Origin of the sequence: Kitasatospora sp. NPDC097643 (assembly GCF_040302625.1) — a bacterium.
GTDB lineage: Bacteria > Actinomycetota > Actinomycetes > Streptomycetales > Streptomycetaceae > Kitasatospora.
Window position 1 is genome coordinate 1 of sequence record NZ_JBEOSA010000108.1, and the last position, 17,786, is coordinate 17,786.

General features: G+C 72.8%; 12 protein-coding genes. 5 read left to right on the plus strand and 7 right to left on the minus strand.

Annotated elements, in window-relative coordinates; genetic code table 11:
• Window positions 1–46: 46 nt before the first annotated feature.
• The 4 genes from ABTY15_RS37945 to ABTY15_RS37960 form a co-directional block, all read right to left on the minus strand.
• Window positions 47–1,975, minus strand: coding sequence for a hypothetical protein (locus tag ABTY15_RS37945; RefSeq protein ID WP_350606492.1), 1,929 nt, complete (start codon window positions 1,973–1,975; stop codon window positions 47–49).
• Between the two features lie 94 nt (window positions 1,976–2,069).
• On the minus strand, window positions 2,070–4,439 hold the full coding sequence (locus tag ABTY15_RS37950; RefSeq protein ID WP_350606496.1) for a hypothetical protein: 2,370 nt from the start codon (window positions 4,437–4,439) through the stop codon (window positions 2,070–2,072).
• Between the two features lie 163 nt (window positions 4,440–4,602).
• Window positions 4,603–5,502: a M56 family metallopeptidase gene (locus ABTY15_RS37955; protein ID WP_350606498.1), complete on the minus strand. Its 900-nt coding sequence runs from the start codon at window positions 5,500–5,502 to the stop codon at window positions 4,603–4,605.
• A gap of 23 nt (window positions 5,503–5,525) precedes the next feature.
• Window positions 5,526–5,933 (minus strand): BlaI/MecI/CopY family transcriptional regulator, encoded by a 408-nt coding sequence (locus ABTY15_RS37960; RefSeq protein WP_350606503.1) that lies wholly within the window; start codon window positions 5,931–5,933, stop codon window positions 5,526–5,528.
• Window positions 5,934–6,121: 188 nt separating this feature from the next.
• Between ABTY15_RS37960 and ABTY15_RS37965 the strand changes: the two genes are divergently transcribed.
• From ABTY15_RS37965 to ABTY15_RS37975, 3 genes are all read left to right on the plus strand, one after another.
• Window positions 6,122–8,791 (plus strand): Ig-like domain repeat protein, encoded by a 2,670-nt coding sequence (locus tag ABTY15_RS37965; RefSeq protein ID WP_350606505.1) that lies wholly within the window; start codon window positions 6,122–6,124, stop codon window positions 8,789–8,791.
• Window positions 8,792–9,022: 231 nt separating this feature from the next.
• Complete coding sequence (locus tag ABTY15_RS37970; RefSeq protein WP_350606509.1) at window positions 9,023–10,366, plus strand: preATP grasp domain-containing protein; 1,344 nt, start codon at window positions 9,023–9,025, stop codon at window positions 10,364–10,366.
• An 8-nt stretch (window positions 10,367–10,374) separates the two neighbouring features.
• Window positions 10,375–11,325, plus strand: a complete 951-nt coding sequence (locus ABTY15_RS37975; protein WP_350606512.1) for a quinone oxidoreductase family protein — start codon at window positions 10,375–10,377, stop codon at window positions 11,323–11,325.
• Between the two features lie 40 nt (window positions 11,326–11,365).
• Here ABTY15_RS37975 and ABTY15_RS37980 read toward each other — a convergent pair whose 3' ends face one another.
• The 3 genes from ABTY15_RS37980 to ABTY15_RS37990 are packed head-to-tail and all read right to left on the minus strand — an operon-like array spanning window position 11,366 to window position 14,084.
• Complete coding sequence (locus tag ABTY15_RS37980; protein WP_350606515.1) at window positions 11,366–11,899, minus strand: MaoC family dehydratase; 534 nt, start codon at window positions 11,897–11,899, stop codon at window positions 11,366–11,368.
• A gap of 18 nt (window positions 11,900–11,917) precedes the next feature.
• Entirely contained in the window at window positions 11,918–13,153 is a 1,236-nt protein-coding gene (locus tag ABTY15_RS37985; RefSeq protein WP_350606520.1) for an aminotransferase class I/II-fold pyridoxal phosphate-dependent enzyme, read from the minus strand.
• 1 nt (window position 13,154) lies between these two features.
• Entirely contained in the window at window positions 13,155–14,084 is a 930-nt protein-coding gene (locus ABTY15_RS37990) for an HpcH/HpaI aldolase/citrate lyase family protein (protein ID WP_350606524.1), read from the minus strand.
• Window positions 14,085–14,477: 393 nt separating this feature from the next.
• Between ABTY15_RS37990 and ABTY15_RS37995 the strand changes: the two genes are divergently transcribed.
• Window positions 14,478–16,199 carry an nSTAND1 domain-containing NTPase gene (locus tag ABTY15_RS37995; RefSeq protein WP_350606528.1) on the plus strand — a complete coding sequence of 574 codons (1,722 nt, stop codon included), beginning with the start codon at window positions 14,478–14,480 and terminating at the stop codon, window positions 16,197–16,199.
• A 411-nt stretch (window positions 16,200–16,610) separates the two neighbouring features.
• The gene (locus ABTY15_RS38000) at window positions 16,611–17,690 is read left to right on the plus strand and encodes an inosamine-phosphate amidinotransferase 1 (RefSeq protein WP_350606531.1); all 1,080 of its coding nucleotides are present in this window, start codon (window positions 16,611–16,613) and stop codon (window positions 17,688–17,690) included.
• Window positions 17,691–17,786: the final 96 nt, after the last annotated feature.

Sequence of the window (17,786 nt, forward strand, 5' to 3'; positions counted from 1 at the left end):
GCGGCGGCCCCCCCCCCCCCCCCCCGGCGGCCCCCCCCGCCGCCGGTCAGTGCCGCACGGGCTGCCGGACGGCCGCCGGGTGGTCACCGGCGGCGGAGAACACCGGGCCGGTCACCGCCCGGGCGGTGCCGCCGGTCACCGCGAGACCGCCCTGGACGGCGTACATGGCCTCGTCGAAGGCCTGACCGCTGGTGGGCGCCTTGCCGACCGCGAAGATCGCCACCGCCTTGCCGTTCACCACCGAGGTGGAGAGGTAGTCGCCGACCATGCTGCCTTGGGTGGTCGAGGCGATCTGGGCGAGCGACATCGGCCCGGCGACCGTCTGCGGCGTGCTCCAGCTGGTGCCGCCGTTGGCCGAGGACACGTAGCCGACCTCCAACTGGCAGTTGGCGGCGGTGCAGTTGGCGTTCGGGTAGAAGTAGTAGTACAGCCCGATCCTGGCGGTCGCACCGGAGGTGGCATGGTCGACGCCGAAGCCCGGGATGAAGTGGTCGACGGTGCTGGTGGTGGCGTCGATCGGGACGCGGGTGACGGCGGACCAGGTGTTGCCGTCGGTCGAGGTGGCGTACACGATGTCGTTGGCCGGGCAGCCGGAGCGGAACCGGCAGTCCTGCCAGGCGACGTAGACCTTGCCCGAAGCGTCGATCTCCGCCGAGGGCAGGCCTTCACCGTCACGCAGGTTGCCCGCCACGCCGTGCGAGCTGACGTTGGCGACCAGCACGGTGGAACCCCAGGAGGTGCCGCCGTTGGTGGAGGTGAAGGAGCGGATCGAGCTGCCGTTGGTGGAGAACGGCACGACCACGGTGCCGTTCGGCTGCACCAGCGGCTGTCCGCCGAGCCCGGAGTTGGACCCGCCGGGGCTCGCGGGCGTGGACCAGGTCGCGCCGCCGTCCCGCGAGGTCGACATGATCACCTTGTTGCCGGAGGAGGTGATGTCGACCTCGATGTAGCAGTTGCCGTAGTAGGGGCTGGTCGCCGTGTTGTCGCAGACGATCCACTCCTTGTCGTAGCCCTTGCCGTCGTTGCCGACCGCCATCACCGGGTTCTGCCAGGTCAGCCCGTCGGCGGAGCGGCTGACGCTCACGCCGGCGCCGTTGACCGCGCTGTCGATGACCAGGCCGGTGATCATCCAGGTGCCGTGCTTGGCGTCGTACGCGACGGCGGGGTCGGAGACACGTGCCCAGCTGCCGCCGCCCTGGTAGGTGGTGATGCCGGGGAGCATGCCGTGCTGCCAGCTGGCGCCGGCGTCGGTGGAGGTGTTCCAGCTGAGGTCCGAGGAGCCGCCGTCGGTGAACCGGCCGACCTGGGAGGAGCTGACGATGGTGCTCCCGTGGACGAAGGTGTCCGGCTCCAGCTCGGTGGCGTGCTGGCTGCTGCTGTTGGTGAACGGGTCGGTGCTGACCTGCACGAGGCTCGGGCCGGGCTGCACGGCCGTGATCGCCACGTCGTCGTACAGGGTGTACGTGGCGTCACCCGCGTAGTTGTCGTCCTTGCTGGACAGCGTCAGCGTGTACCCGTGACCGGCTGTCAGGGCGGCGCTGACCTGCTGCCAACCGGCGCCGTTGGTGCAGGTCTTGGGCAGGACGGTGGTGGCGGTGCCGGCCGTGGTGTCCTGCAGGACGGCCGTCGCCCAGTCGTAGGTGACGGTGTCCGGACAGGTCACGTCGTACCAGAAGGAGAGCGTGCTGCTGCCGCTCGGCGCGGTGAAGGACTGGCTGACCGAGGAGGTGCCGTTGGTGGGCGAGGTGCTGCCGAGCACTGCGGCGTAACTCCCGCCGTGCGTGCCGCTGGTGGTGACGGATGTGGTGCCGGCCGTGGTCCAGCCGGTGAGGGCGCCGCTCTCGAAGCCGCCGTTGGTGATCCCGGTGGCGGCGCCGGCCGGTGTCGCGGTCCAGGCGGCGCCCGCGAGGGCGAGGGCGGCCGAGGCGAGGGCAGCGAGCGGTCGCCGCCAGGAGGCCGTGCGCGGATGTGTCATCCGTGCTCCTTGGGTTGGGTCGGAGTGCGGACATCAGCGGGCGGGCCGCAGTCCGGGGGTGCTGCGGCCCGCCCCGGTCGGCGTCGTCCGCCGGTCAGGTGAGGGTGATGTCGTCGAACCTGGTGTACGTGGCGTCACCGGTCCAGTTGTCGTCGTGGCTGGTCAGGGTGAGCGTGTAGGAGTGGCCGGCGGTGACCGCGGCGCTCTTCTGGACCCAGCCGGAGTTGGCGGCGCAGGTCTTGCCGAGGACCGTGGTCGTGGTGCCGGTGGTGTTGTCCTTCAGGGTGGCGGTGGCCCAGTCGTAGGTGACGGTGTCCGGGCAGGTCACGCTGTACCAGAGGGACAGCGTGCTGGTGCCGGTCGGCGCGGTGAAGGTCTGGGTGACCGTGGAGTCGCCGTTCGTGGGCGAGGTCGAGCCGAGCAGAGCCGCGTAACCGCCGCTGTGCTGGCCGGTGGTGGTCACCCCGGTGGCCGGGCCGGTGGCCGTCCAGCCCGACAGACTGCCGGCCTCGAACCCGCCGTTGGTGACACCGCCGGTCGGTCCACCGGTGACGGTGAGGGTGTAGGTGGCGGTGTGGGTGGCGGAGGTGCCGGTTCCGGTCACCGTGATGGCGTAGCTGCCGTTCGGGGTGGTGCTGGAGGTGGTGACGGTCAGGGTGGAGCTGCCCCCGGAGGTCACGGACGTCGGGCTGAAGCTCGCGCTCGCGCCGCTCGGCAGGCCGGACGCGGTCAGGTTGACCGTCTGGGCGCTGCCCGCGGTGGTCGCGGTCGCGACGGTGCTGGTGGTGGACGAGCCCGCGGTGACACTGCCGGAGGCCGGGTTGAGCGACATCGAGAAGTCGGCCGACGGCGTGGTGCAGCCGGGCAGGGCGAAGGAGGAGATGCGGGTGGCCCAGTTGAAGTTGCCGGTGGCCGGCTCGTACTCGTCGGTGTACCAGAAGGTGCAGTCGTCGACCGGGTCGATCGCCATCGAGGTGTAGTCGCCCCAGCGTGAGTACGAGGTCTGCGAGCCGGCGCCGGTGACGGCGGTGACCTCGCCCTGCGTCATGGTGCCCGGCGCGTCGCCCGCGAGCCGCCCGGTGTAGCGGATGGACGGGTGAGTGGTGGAGGAGGACTGCGAGTAGCCGAGCCCGGTGTTGCCAGCCTTGTCCTGGGCGATCGAGCCCATCCAGCGGTAGGTGGCGTCCGGTGCGTAGGTGCCCTGCTGGTAGACCGTCGGGTTGCCGCCCGACATCCGCAGCTCGTACCACCGTACGCCCACCGAACTGCCGGCGGTGACGGAGTGGTTGACGACCATCGACTCGTGGTCGCCGTAGTTGCGGTAGGCCAGGCGGAACATCACCCGGTCGGAGAGCGAGTCCAGCTTCTGGGTGGTGCCGCCCTGCGGGATGCAGGTTCCGGAGGTGCCGCAGGCGGTGGTGTAGGCGGCGACGGTGAGCGCAGTCGGCCCGGTGAAGGTCGAGTTGGCCGGGATCGCCCAGTCGACGTGGAACTTCCAGTAGGCCAGCGAGGTGCTCGTCGTCCCCAGCCCCACCAGCGTCGCGGGCTCACCGGCGGGCGGTGCCGTCGCGCCGTCGAGGTCCGAGGCGAGCAGCCCGCCGTAGGAGGAGGACGTCGTGTAGCACTGCTGGGTGGCGGCGGCGCCGGTCAGCATCTTCGCCCGGTCCATCGCGCACACCTGGGCGTTCAGGAAGCTGCCGGCCGGGGTGAACATGTTGTACGTGACGTAGTAGCCGTCCGGCCAGACCGAGAGCTTCGGATAGTCCGGGAAGTTGGCGAACTGGTAGGCGTACCGGTTGTACGTGCCGGTGGCGTCCGCGCTCGTGGAGACGGCCATGCACTCGAAGTACGGGCCGGCCGAGGACGAGACGTTGGCGAACTGGGTGACCACCCAGCGGCTCGCCAGGGTGTCCCAACGCACCACTGCGTCACCGTCGTTGGTGGACTGGCAGTACCCGCCGAAGCCGGACCACAGGGTGCTCGTGTTGGTCGGGGCGAGCAGGGTGGCGCCGGACCTGGAGTACACGGCGTAAGCGGTGTTGACCGTCTCGACGATCTGGGTGGAGCCGACGGCGGCGTTCGGGTCCGGCGGCACGCCGGTGACCGAGTAGTTCGCCGAGCCGATCCCGTCGAAGCTCGCGCCGGTGGACGGGACGGACGGCCCGCCGGGCGTGCCCTGCACGACCGGGTCGGGGACGTGCGAGGCCGGCGGGTGCGGCAGCCGCTCCTCGTGGTCCTTGCCCTTGTGCTGAGGGCCGGGCGCGGTGGTGGCAGCGGCCGCCAGGTCCCGCAGCGGGGCGGAGGTGTCGTGGTGAACGGCGGCGCCGGAGTCGGCGGACTGCCCGGCGGTCGGGGCGGTCGGGGCCGCGTGTGCGGGGGAGGTCCCGAGCCAGAGCCCGGGGAGGGCGACGAGGAGGGCCGCCAGCGCGGCGATCCCTCCTCTTCGCAGGGGCGAGCGTGACACTGAACATCCTTTCGACAGTCGGGGATCGCCCGACAGGTGAGGGAGTGAAGGACGTTCACGCAGAAGTGCGCGCGTGTTCGCAACTCGGAAGTGTGAACCCGGACATGACATCGCACAAGATGTGCGACCAGATCTCACGGGACGGCAACCGGCCGGTAATGCCTTACGGCACAAGGAGGTTGAGGCAGCGGGTGAGGGCCACTCCGACGTCCGTCAAGGCCAGGAAGGTTGCGAGCACCGCCCCGGCGGCCGGCCACACCCGGTGCCAGCGGTTCACCGGACGCTCCTCCTGCAACGCGGCCACCCGCGCGGCGACCCGGTGCCGCAGGTAGGCGAGGGCCGGAGGCGGTGCCGGCAGGCAGGCGGTGGCGAGCGCGGCCCGGGCCAGTGAGCGCAGGGCGGTCCGACGCGAGCGGATCGCCTCCGCGGCGACCTCGTCGGCCCAGCGCTCGACGGCGAAGCCGATCTCGTCCCGGAGCCGGGCGAGCAGCGGATTGACCACGACGGCGGCCTGGGCCGCCGCGACGTAGCGATGGTGATGATGCATCAGATGCGCCCGTTCATGGGCGAGCAGGACGGCGCGCTCCTCGGCGCACAGGCTCCGCAGCATCCCGGTCGTCACCACGATGCGCCCCGGCCTGCCGGGCAGCGCATAGGCGTCCGCGCGGTCGTCGGCCACCACGATCAGGTCGCCCGCGGCCGGGGCCGTACGCACCACACCCAGGGACCGCCGCCCCGTCGCGTGCCGCCGCCAGGCGGAGGACAGGCGCACCGTGACGACGCCGAGCACGGCCGCGGCCAGCGCACCGAGGCCCCACGGAACCGGGTCGACCGCCGCCAGCGCGTGTGCGTCGCCGGACAGGCGCGACCGTACCGCCGGGACGGTGACCAGGCCCGCGAAGGCCAGGACGGACAGGCTCCACACGGTGGCGGCTGCGGCCGTCAGGGCGAGGCAGGTGAGCGCGCGGACCGCGGCGGGCGGCGCGAGGTGGCGTGCCACCAACGGTCCGACCGCGGACAGTACGGCGGGAGCGAGCAGCAGCAGGTGAACGGTGAAGTACACGGGCGGCTCCCCGCATCGCAGTCCTACTCGCGGGTGTCGAGCAGGTCTCGCAGCGCCCGTTCGTCCTCCGGGTCGAGCCCGGCGACGAAGTGCTGAAGGACCGCCAGCCGGTCGGCGCCACGGGCGAGCGCCTGGTTCATCCGGGAGGCGACCTCGTCCGCAGGCCCCCGGCGCGGCGCGTAGGCGTGTGCCCGGCCGGTCGGCTCCCGGTCCAGCAGACCTTTGGCGTGCAGCCTGCCCAGCACGGTGAGCACCGTCTTGGCGGCCAGCCCCGGGTCGCCGAGCGACTCGTGCACCTGCGCAGCCGTCATCGGACGCCCCGCGGCCCACAGGACGCCCATCACCTCGGCCTCCAGGGCTCCGTGATCCCGTCTCTGCTCCCGGCTGTCCCCGCCCACGCTCCGCCTCCGTTCCCCCCGCGGCACGGCCACCGGTCCACCGCCGGCGGCGGAACCCTACCCGCCCGCACGGAGCGTCAAGCCGTCGCTCGTGCCGGACCGATCGGCCGATCGGAGGGATTCCGCGGCGAACGGGTGGGGTCACCCGCGCCCCGTGACCATCTGCGATCACTTGTCCTCATGCTGTGACCGACCTGTGTCCGGACGAGAGGAAACGATCGGTGGAATCCGTAAGACGTCGACCACGCCCGATCCCGTTCAGGAGGCCGCTCACCGCGGCCCTGGCGCTGTCCCTGGCGGCCGGCCCGATGCTGATGTCCGCGCACGCGTGGGCGGCCGCGAGCCCGTCGCCCTCCTCGGTGCAGGACGGCAGCGACCAGCCGCCGGACCGTTCACCGCGCACCGCGCCGACCGAGCCCCGGCGGGTGCGGCCCGCGGTGCGTGCGCCGGGGGTGTACGTGGTCGACGTGGACGCGGCGGTCGGCGCCACCACGTTCGGCGAGGCCTCCATCGCGATCAACCCGGCCAACCCGCAGCAGATCGCCATCACCCGCTTCACCTTCCCCTGGAACAGCAACGCCGACTTCGTGTACTCCTCCGACGGCGGGGTCACCTGGGCGGACGAGGCGACGATCCCGGCGCCCCCGGGGGTGGCGAACACCGCGGGCGGCCCCAACGACCAGACGATCGACTACGGCCGCAACGGCACGCTCTACGCCACCTTCCTGACCGGTGGGAACCAGATCGTCACCGGCTCGACCACGGACCCCACCCAGACGTCGTCGTGGAGCTGGAACAACCCGACGCCCACCACCACCCAGATCACCAGCGCCGCCAACACCAACGCCGACCAGCCCTGGCTGATCGTCAACCAGGACACCACCACGCCGACCCAGGACAACGTCTACGTCGGTTACCAGGACTTCCGCAACAGCGTCCCGCACGACCGGGTGGCCGTCTCCCTCAACAACGCGAGCCCGGTCAACATCACCCGGGACAACGCGGCCGGCACCGGGACGCTCAGCGGCGGCGTCATCAACGGCGGCCTCCGGCTGGCGGCCGACCACCGCAACGGCACCATGTACGCGCTCTACCAGCAGGGCGGCGGCACCACCCAGCCGCAGAACGTCACCCTGCGGCTCAATCGCTCCACCGACGCCGGGCAGACCTGGAACCTCGGCGGCACCAGCAACACCAACGGCATCGCCGTCACCACGGACAACACCCGTCAGGGCAACTCCGGTTACAAGTTCGGCGGCGTCAACTCGCTCCAGGGCGGCATCGACCACCTGGCGGTCGACCCGACCAACGGCGACGTGTACGTGGCCTACGGCGCGGACGTCTCCGGCAACAACCAGATCCGCATCCGCAGGCTCACCGACAACGGCTCGGGCGGCATGAACGTGGGCGGCGCGGTCAACGTCTCCACGTCGACCAACGCGGCGCTGCCCTCGGTGGCCGTCCTGAACGACGGCACGATCGGTGTCCTCTACCTCACCAACGACGGCAACAACGCCAGCGGCTTCCCCGAGTTCACCGCCCACCTCGCCCGCAGCACCGATCACGGCGCCACCTTCAGCGACACCGCGCTGCAGTCGTACACGACGGCCGTGGGCGACTCGACCCAGCCCACCCAGCGGCTCTTCGGCGACTACCAGCAGCTCAAGGCCGTCGGCAACACCTTCTACGGCGCCTTCATCGGCAACCTCAACGGCCTGAGCCAGACCACCGCGCAGCCGACGGACACCATCTTCTTCGCCGTCCCGCAGACCACCAAGTCCACCCTGTCCTCCCCGGCCAACCCCTCGCTGTACGGGCAGCCGGTGCACTTCACCGCGACCGTGGTTCCGCCGCCGGACGGCGGCACCGTCACCTTCAAGGTGGACGGCACCCAGCTCGGCAGCCCGGTGGCGGTCGACACCACGACCGGGACGGCGACCTCCGACGACATCTCCTCGCTCACCGTCGGCCCGCACAATGTCGACGCCACCTACAGCGGCGATCCGAACTACGTGGGCGACACCGCGATGACGCTGGTCCAGACTGTCGAGAAGGCGCCGGTGAACACGACCCTCGCCTCCTCCGCGAACCCGTCGCCCTTCGGCCAGCCGACGACCTTCACCGACACCGTCTGCGCGGCGTTCCCCAGCACCCACCCGACCCTGCCGCCCAGCGGGACGGTGACCTTCCGGGACGGCAGCACGCTGCTCGGCACCGGGACGCTGGCACCCGGCGGCGGCACCAACTGTGCCCAGACGCAGGTGAGTTTCGGCAACCTGCTGCCGGGCACCCACACCATCACCGCCCAGTACAGCGGTGACGGCAACTACCTGACCGGGAACCTGGAGACGCTCACCCAGGCCGTGGCCTGCACCAGGACGATCACCGGCACCGTCGGCGAGCTGTTCACCAGCGGCCAGAGCACCTGCATCATCAACGCCACCGTCAACGGCACCGTGCACGACGCGAGCGACGGTGCCCTGTTCATCAGCAACTCGACGGTCAAGGGGGCCGTCCTCTTCTCCCGCGGCACCCTGTTCGGCATGTGCGGAACCACCGTGACCGGCACGACGAGCATTCAGGGCGCCTCCGGCTTCGTGCTGGTGGGCGACCCGGGTGACGACGGCTGCACCGGCAACCGGATCAACGGCTCGCTCCTGCTGAGCAACAACCACGGCGGCCTGGAGGTCATCGCCAACCAGGTCGGCGGCTCGGTCCAGGTCCAGGGCACCACCGGCACCGGCCCGTTCCCCGAGGACTCCCGGGCCGAGATTGAGGGCAACACGATCGGCGGCTCGCTGTCCTGCTCCGGCAACACCCCGCCGCCCACCAACGACGGTCACCCCAACACGGTGACCGGCCCGCGGCTGGGGCAGTGCTCGACCCTGTAGTCACGGTCCGAGACACCGCACCCTGAGATGAGCAGAAGGGGCCCGCTCCGGCGGGCCCCTTCCGTTGTGCGGTTGTTCGGCGTTTTTGTTCAATGACCGTCGGCCGAACCGGAACAACCCCGGTGCGCTACATCTGTAGCGCACGCCACCCGCACCCCACTGCACGCCACACGCGTGCCGGGGGAGCGAACGAGGCCGCCAACAGCGCCGGACGCCGGGAGAGTTCACCAGATGACGACGCTCTGCATCGCGAACAACCGCACCGAGGAGATGGTCGGTGACCTCACCGGGATGACGCCGCTGGAACAGCGGTTCGCCGGCTGCGGGGCGCAGCGGATGCTCTGGTGGGCCGAGGACGGCGACGTCCTGGTGCTGCCCTGGGGGCCCGACCCCGAGTACCTGGCGTACGTCACCGGGCTGACCGGTGTGCGGGCCGGGAGCCTGACCTTCGTGGTGCCGCCGCCGGGCGCCGAGGGCACCGAGATCCTCACCACCGACCGGCTGGCCGACCCGGACTTCCGCGCGGAGCTGCGTCGCGCCCTGGCCGGGCGCAGCGTCGACGAGGTGCTGGCCATCTCGCCGAACGGGGCGGTGGCCGCGCTGGCTGCCGCGCTCGGTGTCGAGCACGCGATGCCCGGCCACGCCTTCGCCGCGCAGGGCGGCAACGCGCTGGTCAACAGCAAGGCGGCGTTCCGGGCGCTGGCCGCCGGCGTCGGCGTGCCGATCCCGCCGGGGACGGTCGCCGGTTCACCGGCCGAGGTGGCGGCCGCCATCGAGGCCCTGTTGGCGCAGGGGCACAGCGTGATGGTGAAGGTCGAGTTCCAGGCCGGTGGCTTCGGCAACGAGATCCTCAGCCGGGACGAGCAGGTCACCGCGGCCGGCGCGGAGCGGGTGGTGCCGCTGGCGGACCAGGCGGCGGTGGCCGGGTACGTCGCCGACCGGTGGACCTGGCTGACCGGCGGGCGCGCCCAACGGGTCGTGGTGGAGCGCTACTTCGCCGACGCCACCGCGCTGTACACGCAGTTCGTGATCGGCGACACGGAGGTGGTTCAGGCCGGGTGCGGCGAGATGCTGATGCAGCCGGTGGTGGTCGGCGAGATCACCCCGCCGGTCACCCCGGACGCCGCCGCCCGGGCCGAACTCGTCGACCAGGGCGCCCGGTTGGGCGAGGCGTTGCGGGTGCTCGGCTACCGGGGCACGGTCAGCGCGGACGCCGTGCTGACCCCCAAGGGCGAGATCTACTTCCACGAGACCAACGGGCGGCTCACCGGCTCCAGCCACCTGCACGACGCCCTGTTCGGCCGGTTGCTGCGCGCGGAACACCGCGGTGCGCGCTTCATCCTGGAGCTCGCGGGCCTCAAGGTGCCGTCCTTCGCACAGGCGTTGGCGGCGATCGACCGGGCCGGGCTGGCCTTCGACCCGGAGAGCGGCACCGGCGTGGTGTTCAGCTGCGACTTCGCGCCCGCGGACGGCTCGGTGATGTACTGCGTGATCGCGGCGAGCCCCGAGGTGGCCCGGGCCGTCGAGGCCCGGCTGCTCGCGCTGTTCGCCGGGTCCGCCGGGTCCGCGGGGTGAGACCTGGGATGCGGGCCGCGGTGATCCACCGCTACGGCGGGCCGGAGGAGTTCCGCACCGAGACGGTGCCCGAACCGGAGGCCGGGCCCGGGCAGCTGCTGATCGACGTCACGCTCGCCGGGGTCAACTACGCGGATCTGCACTGCCGCACCGGCGCCTACGCGCGCTACCCGCTGCCGGCCGTGCTGGGCGCGGACGTGGTCGGGCGCCGGCGCGGGGACGGCCGGCGGGTCGTCGCGCTGCTGCGCACCGGCGGCGGGTACGCCCAGGTGGCCCGCGCCGAGGCCGCGTTCACGGTGGAGGTGCCGGACGGCCTCGGCGACGAGCAGGCGCTCGCGCTGCTGGAGCAGGGGGCGACCGCCTACGGGGCGCTGGTCCTGGCGGGGCGGCTGCGGCCGGGGGAGACCGTGGTGGTGACGGCGGCGGCCGGTGGGGTCGGCCACCTGGCGGTCCAGCTCGGCCGGGAGCTGGGCGCGGGCCGGGTGGTGGGGCTCGCCTCCACGGCCGGCAAGCGGGAGTTCGTCCGCTCGCTCGGCGCGGAGCGGGCGCTCGATCCCGGGGATCCCCGACTGGGCGAGCGGCTCGCGGAGTTGGGGGGAGTGGACCTGTTCGCGGACTCGCTCGGCGGGCCTGTGCTGCGCGCCGGGCTCGGCGCGCTGGCGCCGTTCGGCCGGCTGGTCTCGCTCGGCGTCCGGGGCGGCCCGGAGGACACCTTCACGGTGGACGAGCTGGCCGACCGTTCGGCCGGGGTGCTGGGTTTCTGGCTCCAGCACGTGCTGGCGGACCGGGCGGGGTTCGCCGGCGTCGCCGCTCGGCTGTTCCGACTCGCCGCCGAGGGGCGGCTGGTGGCACGGATCGACCGGACGGTGCCGCTGTCCGGGGTGGCCGGGGCGCACCGGGCGGTGGCCGCGCGGGAGACCATGGGCAAGGTGCTGGTGGACGTCCGCCGGGAAGGCTGATCGGCCGGGCCCGGCGGACGTCCGGGACAGCTGCCCGGGGTCAGTACCCGGCGACCTCGTCCAGGCCGTGGCCGCGCAGCGGGACCAGGAAGCTGCGTTCGAAGACCACCACGACCTCGCCGGTGGACTTCGTCCCGGTGGTGCGGCAGCTCACGATGCCCTGCCCCGCGCGGCTCTTGGAGAGCCGTTTGGCGAGCGTCTCGGTCTCCGCGTAGAGGGTGTCGCCGGCGAACACCGGGTGCGTCATCCGGATGTTCTCCCAGCCCAGGTTGGCGGTGGTGCGCCCGCTGGTGGAGCGGGCGGTCATGCCGCCGACGATGCTGAGCGTGACCAGGCTGGAGACGATCGGCCGCCCCCAGGGGGTGTGCTCGCTGTAGGCGGCGTCGATGTGCAGCGGGGCGTCGTTCATGCTCAGCATGCTCATCAGCACGTTGTCGAGCTCGGTGACGGTCCGCCCCGGGCGGTGCTCGACCACCTCGCCGACCGTGAACTCCTCGTAGTAGCGGCCGACCACCTCGCGGTAGCGGTGTTCGGCGATCCGCCGGCAGCCGGCCGGTGGTTGCGCTTCGTCCATCGCGACGTCCCCCAAGTCCTAGATTTCGGCGGTGAGTTCGCGGACATGGCCGGCGAAGGAGCGGATCAGCCGCTCGTCCATGTCGGCGCGCATCATCAGCCGTAGGCCGGCCTCGCCCTTGGGGACGATCGGGAAGAACACCGCCGAGCTGTAGAAGCCGCGCTCGAAGAGCTGGGCGGACAGCTTGACCGCCTGCTCGGCGTCGCCGACGTCCACCCGGCGCACCGGCAGGCCGTTGCCCGCGAAGGTGGTCGGCAGCAGTTCGTCGAACAGGTCGATGTTGCGGTTCAACTTGGCCTGGAGGTCCGCCAGTTCGGGGGAGCGGTGGATCGAGGTGCTGCCCAGGGAGGCGCCGACCAGCGGCAGCGCGACGTTCTGCGACCAGCCCACCGGGCCGGCGTGCCGGTGCAGGAACTCGAACTGCTCGCGGTTGCCGAGCATGGCGACGCCGCCGCCGGTGCCGAAGCCCTTGCCGAGGCTCGCGACGATGACGGTGAGCGGGTTCATCTCCAGCCGGGAGCGGACGAAGCCCTCGCCGTTCCGGCCCATGATGGAGAGCGAGTGCGAGTCGTCGATGTAGAGGAACAGCCCGTAGCGGTCCTGGAGTTCGAGCAGGCCGTCGAGGGCCGCCGCCCCGCCCATCGAGTACGCGCCGTCGGCCACGTAGGCGACCCGGGGGTACTTGCGGCAGAGGTCCTCCAGGTAGTTGAGGTCGTTGTGCGGGCAGGTCAGCACCAGCGACTCGTCCGCACAGATCGGCTTCACGTACGCCATGCAGAAGTGGCAGAAGCGGTCGAAGACCATCACCCGGGGGCCGCCGCCGCTGCGACAGTCGCCGTCCAGGTGGCCGGAGGCGATCAGCGGCAGGATGCCGGCGGTGAGCGAGCTACAGGACGCGCCGGGCAGGATGTGCGCGCCGAACAGCTCGCCCAGCTCCTCCTCCAGGCGGACCAGCAGGTTGTGCCGGATCCGGGTGGTCGAGGTGACCAGCCAGGTGCTGCGGGACTCCTCCAGCGCGTCCACCGCGCCGGCCGCGACGGTCGGGTGGTTGTTCAGGCCCAGGTACGCGCAGGACACCATGTTGGCGAACTCGTGGCCGGTCTCGCGGACGATCAGCCGGTTGTTGGACTCCGAGTCCACCGTGATGCCGATCAGGCCGTGGGCGGCGGCCGCCTGCCAGACCGGGTCGGCGCTGGCCAGCATCGTCTCGGCGTTGCGGTAGCGGCGCGGGCCCAGGATGGGTTCTTCGGTCATCTCACGTCTCCGTCGCGTGGTTCGGGGTGTCGGTCGGCGCGTGCTGCGGGCGGTCCTGGAGTCGGTCGGGTGGTGGGTCCTGCTGCGGTCGGGGCGGGTCGAACTGCTCGATCAGGCGCTGCGCGGCCTCGAAGAAGGGCATGCCGACCATCACCCCGTCCACCACGGTGACCGTGCGGCCGTTCTGCAGGCCCGCCGCGACCACCCGGCGGGCGCGCTCCAGGAGTTCCTCGCCGGGGCTGAACATCTCGTTGATCAGTGGGAGTTGGCGCGGATGGACGGCGATCTTGCCGCTGAAGCCGAAGTCCCGGGCGAGCCCGGCCTCCCGGCGCAGCCCGGTCAGGTCGGCGACCTCGAAGAACGGCGCGTCCATCGCCTCCACACCGGCGGCGCGGGAGCTGTTGACCACCCGGGCGCGGGCGTGGGCCAGCGCCTCCCAGGACAGCCGGGCGCCGACCGCGAAGGCGTAGTCGGCCGAGCCGAACACCAGCCCGCGCAGCCGGTGCCCGGCGGCCGCGATCGCCGGCGCGTGCTCGATGCCCAGCGGCGTCTCCACCACCGCGAGGAACTCGGTCTGCGGGCAGTCCGGACCGAGCGCACCCGCGGCGATCTCGATGTCCCGGGGGGACTCCGCCATCGGGATCAGCACCAGGTCCGGCTTGACGCGGTACCGGGTGATGGCGAGCAGATCGCGCAGCCCGTCCGGCCCGGACAGGGTGTTGATGCGCACCGCGCTGCGCGCGAGCTTGGCGGACGGGAGCGTGAAGAACTCCTCGGCGAGGCGGCGGGCCTCCTCCTTCCGGGCGGGCGGGACGGAGTCCTCCAGGTCGACCATGGCGATGTCGGCGCCGGACCGGTGGCTCTTGGTGTACCGCTCCACCGCCGTCGCGGGTGTGGACAGCAGGGAACGGCAGTACCGCGTGAACTTCATGGATATCTCCGAAGTCAGCGAAGGCTGCGGGTCCCGGTTCTATCCCACCGGAATTGTTCGGCGCCGTGCGGCTGGACATTGAACATCAACTCGGAACAACCGACCCGTAGGCCCCATTGTTCGGCACCAACTGTGCTGTGCATGATGAATCACCGGGGGATGGACACGAGACACGCGCGGGGCGCGTGGACGCGGGGGCACCAAAAGTGGGTCAGGACACCGCTTCAAAGGAGAAGGGGGGCCGTAGTGCCGCGTCGGGAGAGTCCACTGGACCCGGGGGACGGGCCGCTGGTGCGGTTCGCAGGCGATCTGCGGGCGTTGCGGGAACGCGCCGGTAGCCCGCCCTATCGTCAACTGGCCTTACGGGCCCACTGTTCGGCGGCCAGTCTGTCGGTGGCCGCGGGCGGTCGGCGGCTGCCCAGCCTCGCCGTCACGCTCGCCTACGTGCAGGCGTGCGGCGGGGACGTGGCGGAGTGGCAGCGCCGCTGGCAGCTGCTCGCGGCCGAACTGGCCGCCGAGACGGCGGCCCGGCGGCGGGCGCAGGACGCCGGGCGGGCGCCCTACCCGGGCGGCGTGGCGTTCGAGGCAGCCGATGCCGAGCGGTTCTTCGGGCGCGAGGCACTGCTGGACCGGCTGGTCGGGCTGCTCGCCGAGCGGCGGCTGGTGATCCTCACCGGACCGTCCGGGGTGGGCAAGTCCTCGCTGGTCAGGGCCGGGCTGCTGGCCCGGCTCGACGCGGCGGCCGGGGGCGGGGCCGGTGTCGGAGCCGGGGGAGACGCCGGGGCCGGTGCGGCGTCGGGGCGGGCCCGGGTGGGCGGCGGCGTGCCGGTGGCGCTGCTGACGCCGGGCGAGCGGCCGATGGAGGCGTACGCGCTGGCGCTCGCCCGGCTCGGGCGGCGCACCGGGGCGGCGGTCCGGGCCGGCGAGGCGCTGCGGGGCGGCGAGGACGTGCTGCGGGCCGGGAGCGGGCCGACTGAGGCCGCGCCCGGACCGACCGCGGTGGACCCGGTGCTGGTGGTCGACCAGGGGGAGGAACTGCACACCCGCTGCCGGGACGCCCGGGAGCGGGCCCGCTTCCTGGACGCCCTGGTGGCCACGGCCACCGGCGGCGCGGCCGAGACCCCCACCGGCCGGCCGCCGCGGGTGCCGCCGCGCTGCCGGGTGGTGCTGGTGCTCCGCTCGGACCAGAGCGGGCCGCTGCTCGCCGGGCACCCGGGGCTGGCCGAGGCCGCCCGGCACGCGGTGCTGTCGGTGGGGCGCCCGGCGCCGGACGAACTGCGGCGGGCGATCACCGAACCCGCGCTGCGGGCCGGCTGCACCGTCGAGGGCGCGCTGCTGGCCGTGCTGATCTCGACCGCCGCACAACAGCCCGGCGCGCTCCCGCTGCTGTCCGCGGCCCTGCTGGAGACCTGGCGGCGGCGCAGCGGCAACGCGCTCACCCTGGCCGGGTTCCAGGCCACCGGCGGCTTCGAGGGGGCGCTGGCCCGGACGGCGGAGGCGTTGTTCAACGGGCTGGACGCGGCCGACCGGGACCGGGCGCGGGCGGTGTTCCTGCGGCTCGCGGGGGAGCTGCTGCCCGGCGGGGTGACCGGGCGCGGCGCGCCGCCGGGCGGCAGCCCCGCCGCGGCCGGCGACGAGGGCGCGCGCAAGCCGGTCGGGCGGGCCGAGTTCGACGATCCCGGCGTCCCGCAGGTGCTGGAACGCCTGGTCCGGGCCCGGCTCGTGGTCGTCGACCGGGACACCGTCGAACTGTCGCACCACGCCCTCCCGCAGGTCTGGCCGCGGCTGCGCGGCTGGCTGGCCGAGGGCCGCGAGATGCTCGGGGAACACCGCCGGCTCGCCGCGGCCGCGCGGGGCTGGGCGGCCGCCGACCGCGACCCCGGACTGCTCTACCGGGGCGTCCGGCTGGAGCAGCTGCGGCGGCGGGTGGCGGCCGGCGAGCTGGCCCCGATCGGGGTCGAACGGGCCTTCCTGGCGGCGTCGGCGCGGGCCGCCGCCGACGACCGGCGCCGTGCCCAGCGCCAGAACCTGGCCGTGGCGGGGTTCGCGGCGGCGGGCGGCGCGCTGCTGGCGCTGGCGGGCGGCAGTCGGATCCGGCGGGCGTGGCGCTGGTGAACCGCGGCCCGGGCGCCGGCCCCGGAGGGAAGGGCCGCCCGTCGGCCCCGCTCCCCGGGGGAAACCCCGCCCGCCCGTCCTCCGGTCATTGATCGGCGCCGGAATAAGGGAGTTGAACAACGCGCGGATCAATCGGCGGCCCGCGACGGCGGCGCAATCGGTATCGATCACGGTCCTTGCGCCGCCGTCGGCCGGGCGGGTAGCTTGACGTCGATCCCGGCCCGCCGAATGGTGAATTCGGCTGCCCGGCCGGTGATTTCCCGTTCGCGGTGGTCGGCCGGAGGTGCTCCGGCGATTAAACCGCGCCAATTCCGCCGTTGGTCCCGCCGGTTCGGTCGCGCCGCGCCGGCGGTTCACGGTTGTTTCGACGTCGCCCTTTCCCGATCCCTGATCCCGTGCCAAGGGGGAGTCATGTCCGATCCGGCCCGTCCGGTCCACAGCTGGGACGAGTTCACCACACTGCGCGAGGTGGTGGTCGGCACCGCCGTGGGAGCCCGCCTGCCCGAGCAGTCCGAGCCGTCCTCCTGGCTGTCCTGCTTCCCGAAGACCAGCGCCGCCGACCTGGCCTCGATCCAGGTCGGCCCCTACTCGCGGCAGGTCGTCGAGGAGACCGAGGAGGACCTGGACGCGCTGGTGGCCACCCTGCGCGGCCTCGGGGTCACCGTCCACCAGCCCGAACCGGTCGACCACGCGGCCGAGTTCGCCGCCCCGCACTGGAAGGCCGACGGCGGCTTCCACTCCTACTGCCCGCGCGACCTGACCCTCGTCATCGGCGACACCGTGATCGAGGTGGCCAGCCCGATGCGGCAGCGCTACTTCGAGGTCTTCGGGCTGCGCGGCCTCTTCCAGGACTACCTGCGCCGCGGCGCCCGCTGGCTGGCCGCCCCCCGGCCCCAACTGCGCGACGAGCTCTTCGAGTTCGACGCGGACGGGCTGCCGCTGCTGGGCGAGGCCGAGCCGGTCTTCGACGCGGCCAACGTGCTGCGCCTCGGCCGGGACGTGTTCTACCAGGTCTCCCGCAGCGGCAACGAACTCGGCCTGCGCTGGCTGGAGTCCACCCTCGGCCTGCTCGGCGACGGCGGCCTGCGCCTGCACCCGCTGCGCGACATCTACGGGTACACCCACATCGACAGCACCATCGCGCTGCTGCGGCCCGGGCTCGTCCTGCTCAACCCGGAGCGGGTCGGCGCCGCCACCGTCCCGGAGCCGCTGCGCGGCTGGGACATCCTGTGGTGCCCGCCCGCCGAGCCCGCCGGAGACAGTCCCGAGCACGCGCTCAGCGAGAGCTGGATCAGCATGAACCTACTGATGGTCGACCCGGACACGGCCATCGTCGAGGCCGGCCAGGAGAGCCTGATCAAGATGCTGGAGCACGCCGGGATCACCGTGCTGCCCCACCGGCTGCGCCACTCCCGGGAGCTCGGCGGCGGCTTCCACTGCGTGACGCTCGACATCCGGCGCGACGGCGGCCTGGAGGACTACCTGTTCTGAGCCCGGGTGGGACCGGCGCTCTACCCGACCTGGGCCCGGATCGACGAGAAGCTCGTCCACGCCGCCAGCCAGGGCTCCGCCGCCGCCCTCCTCAAG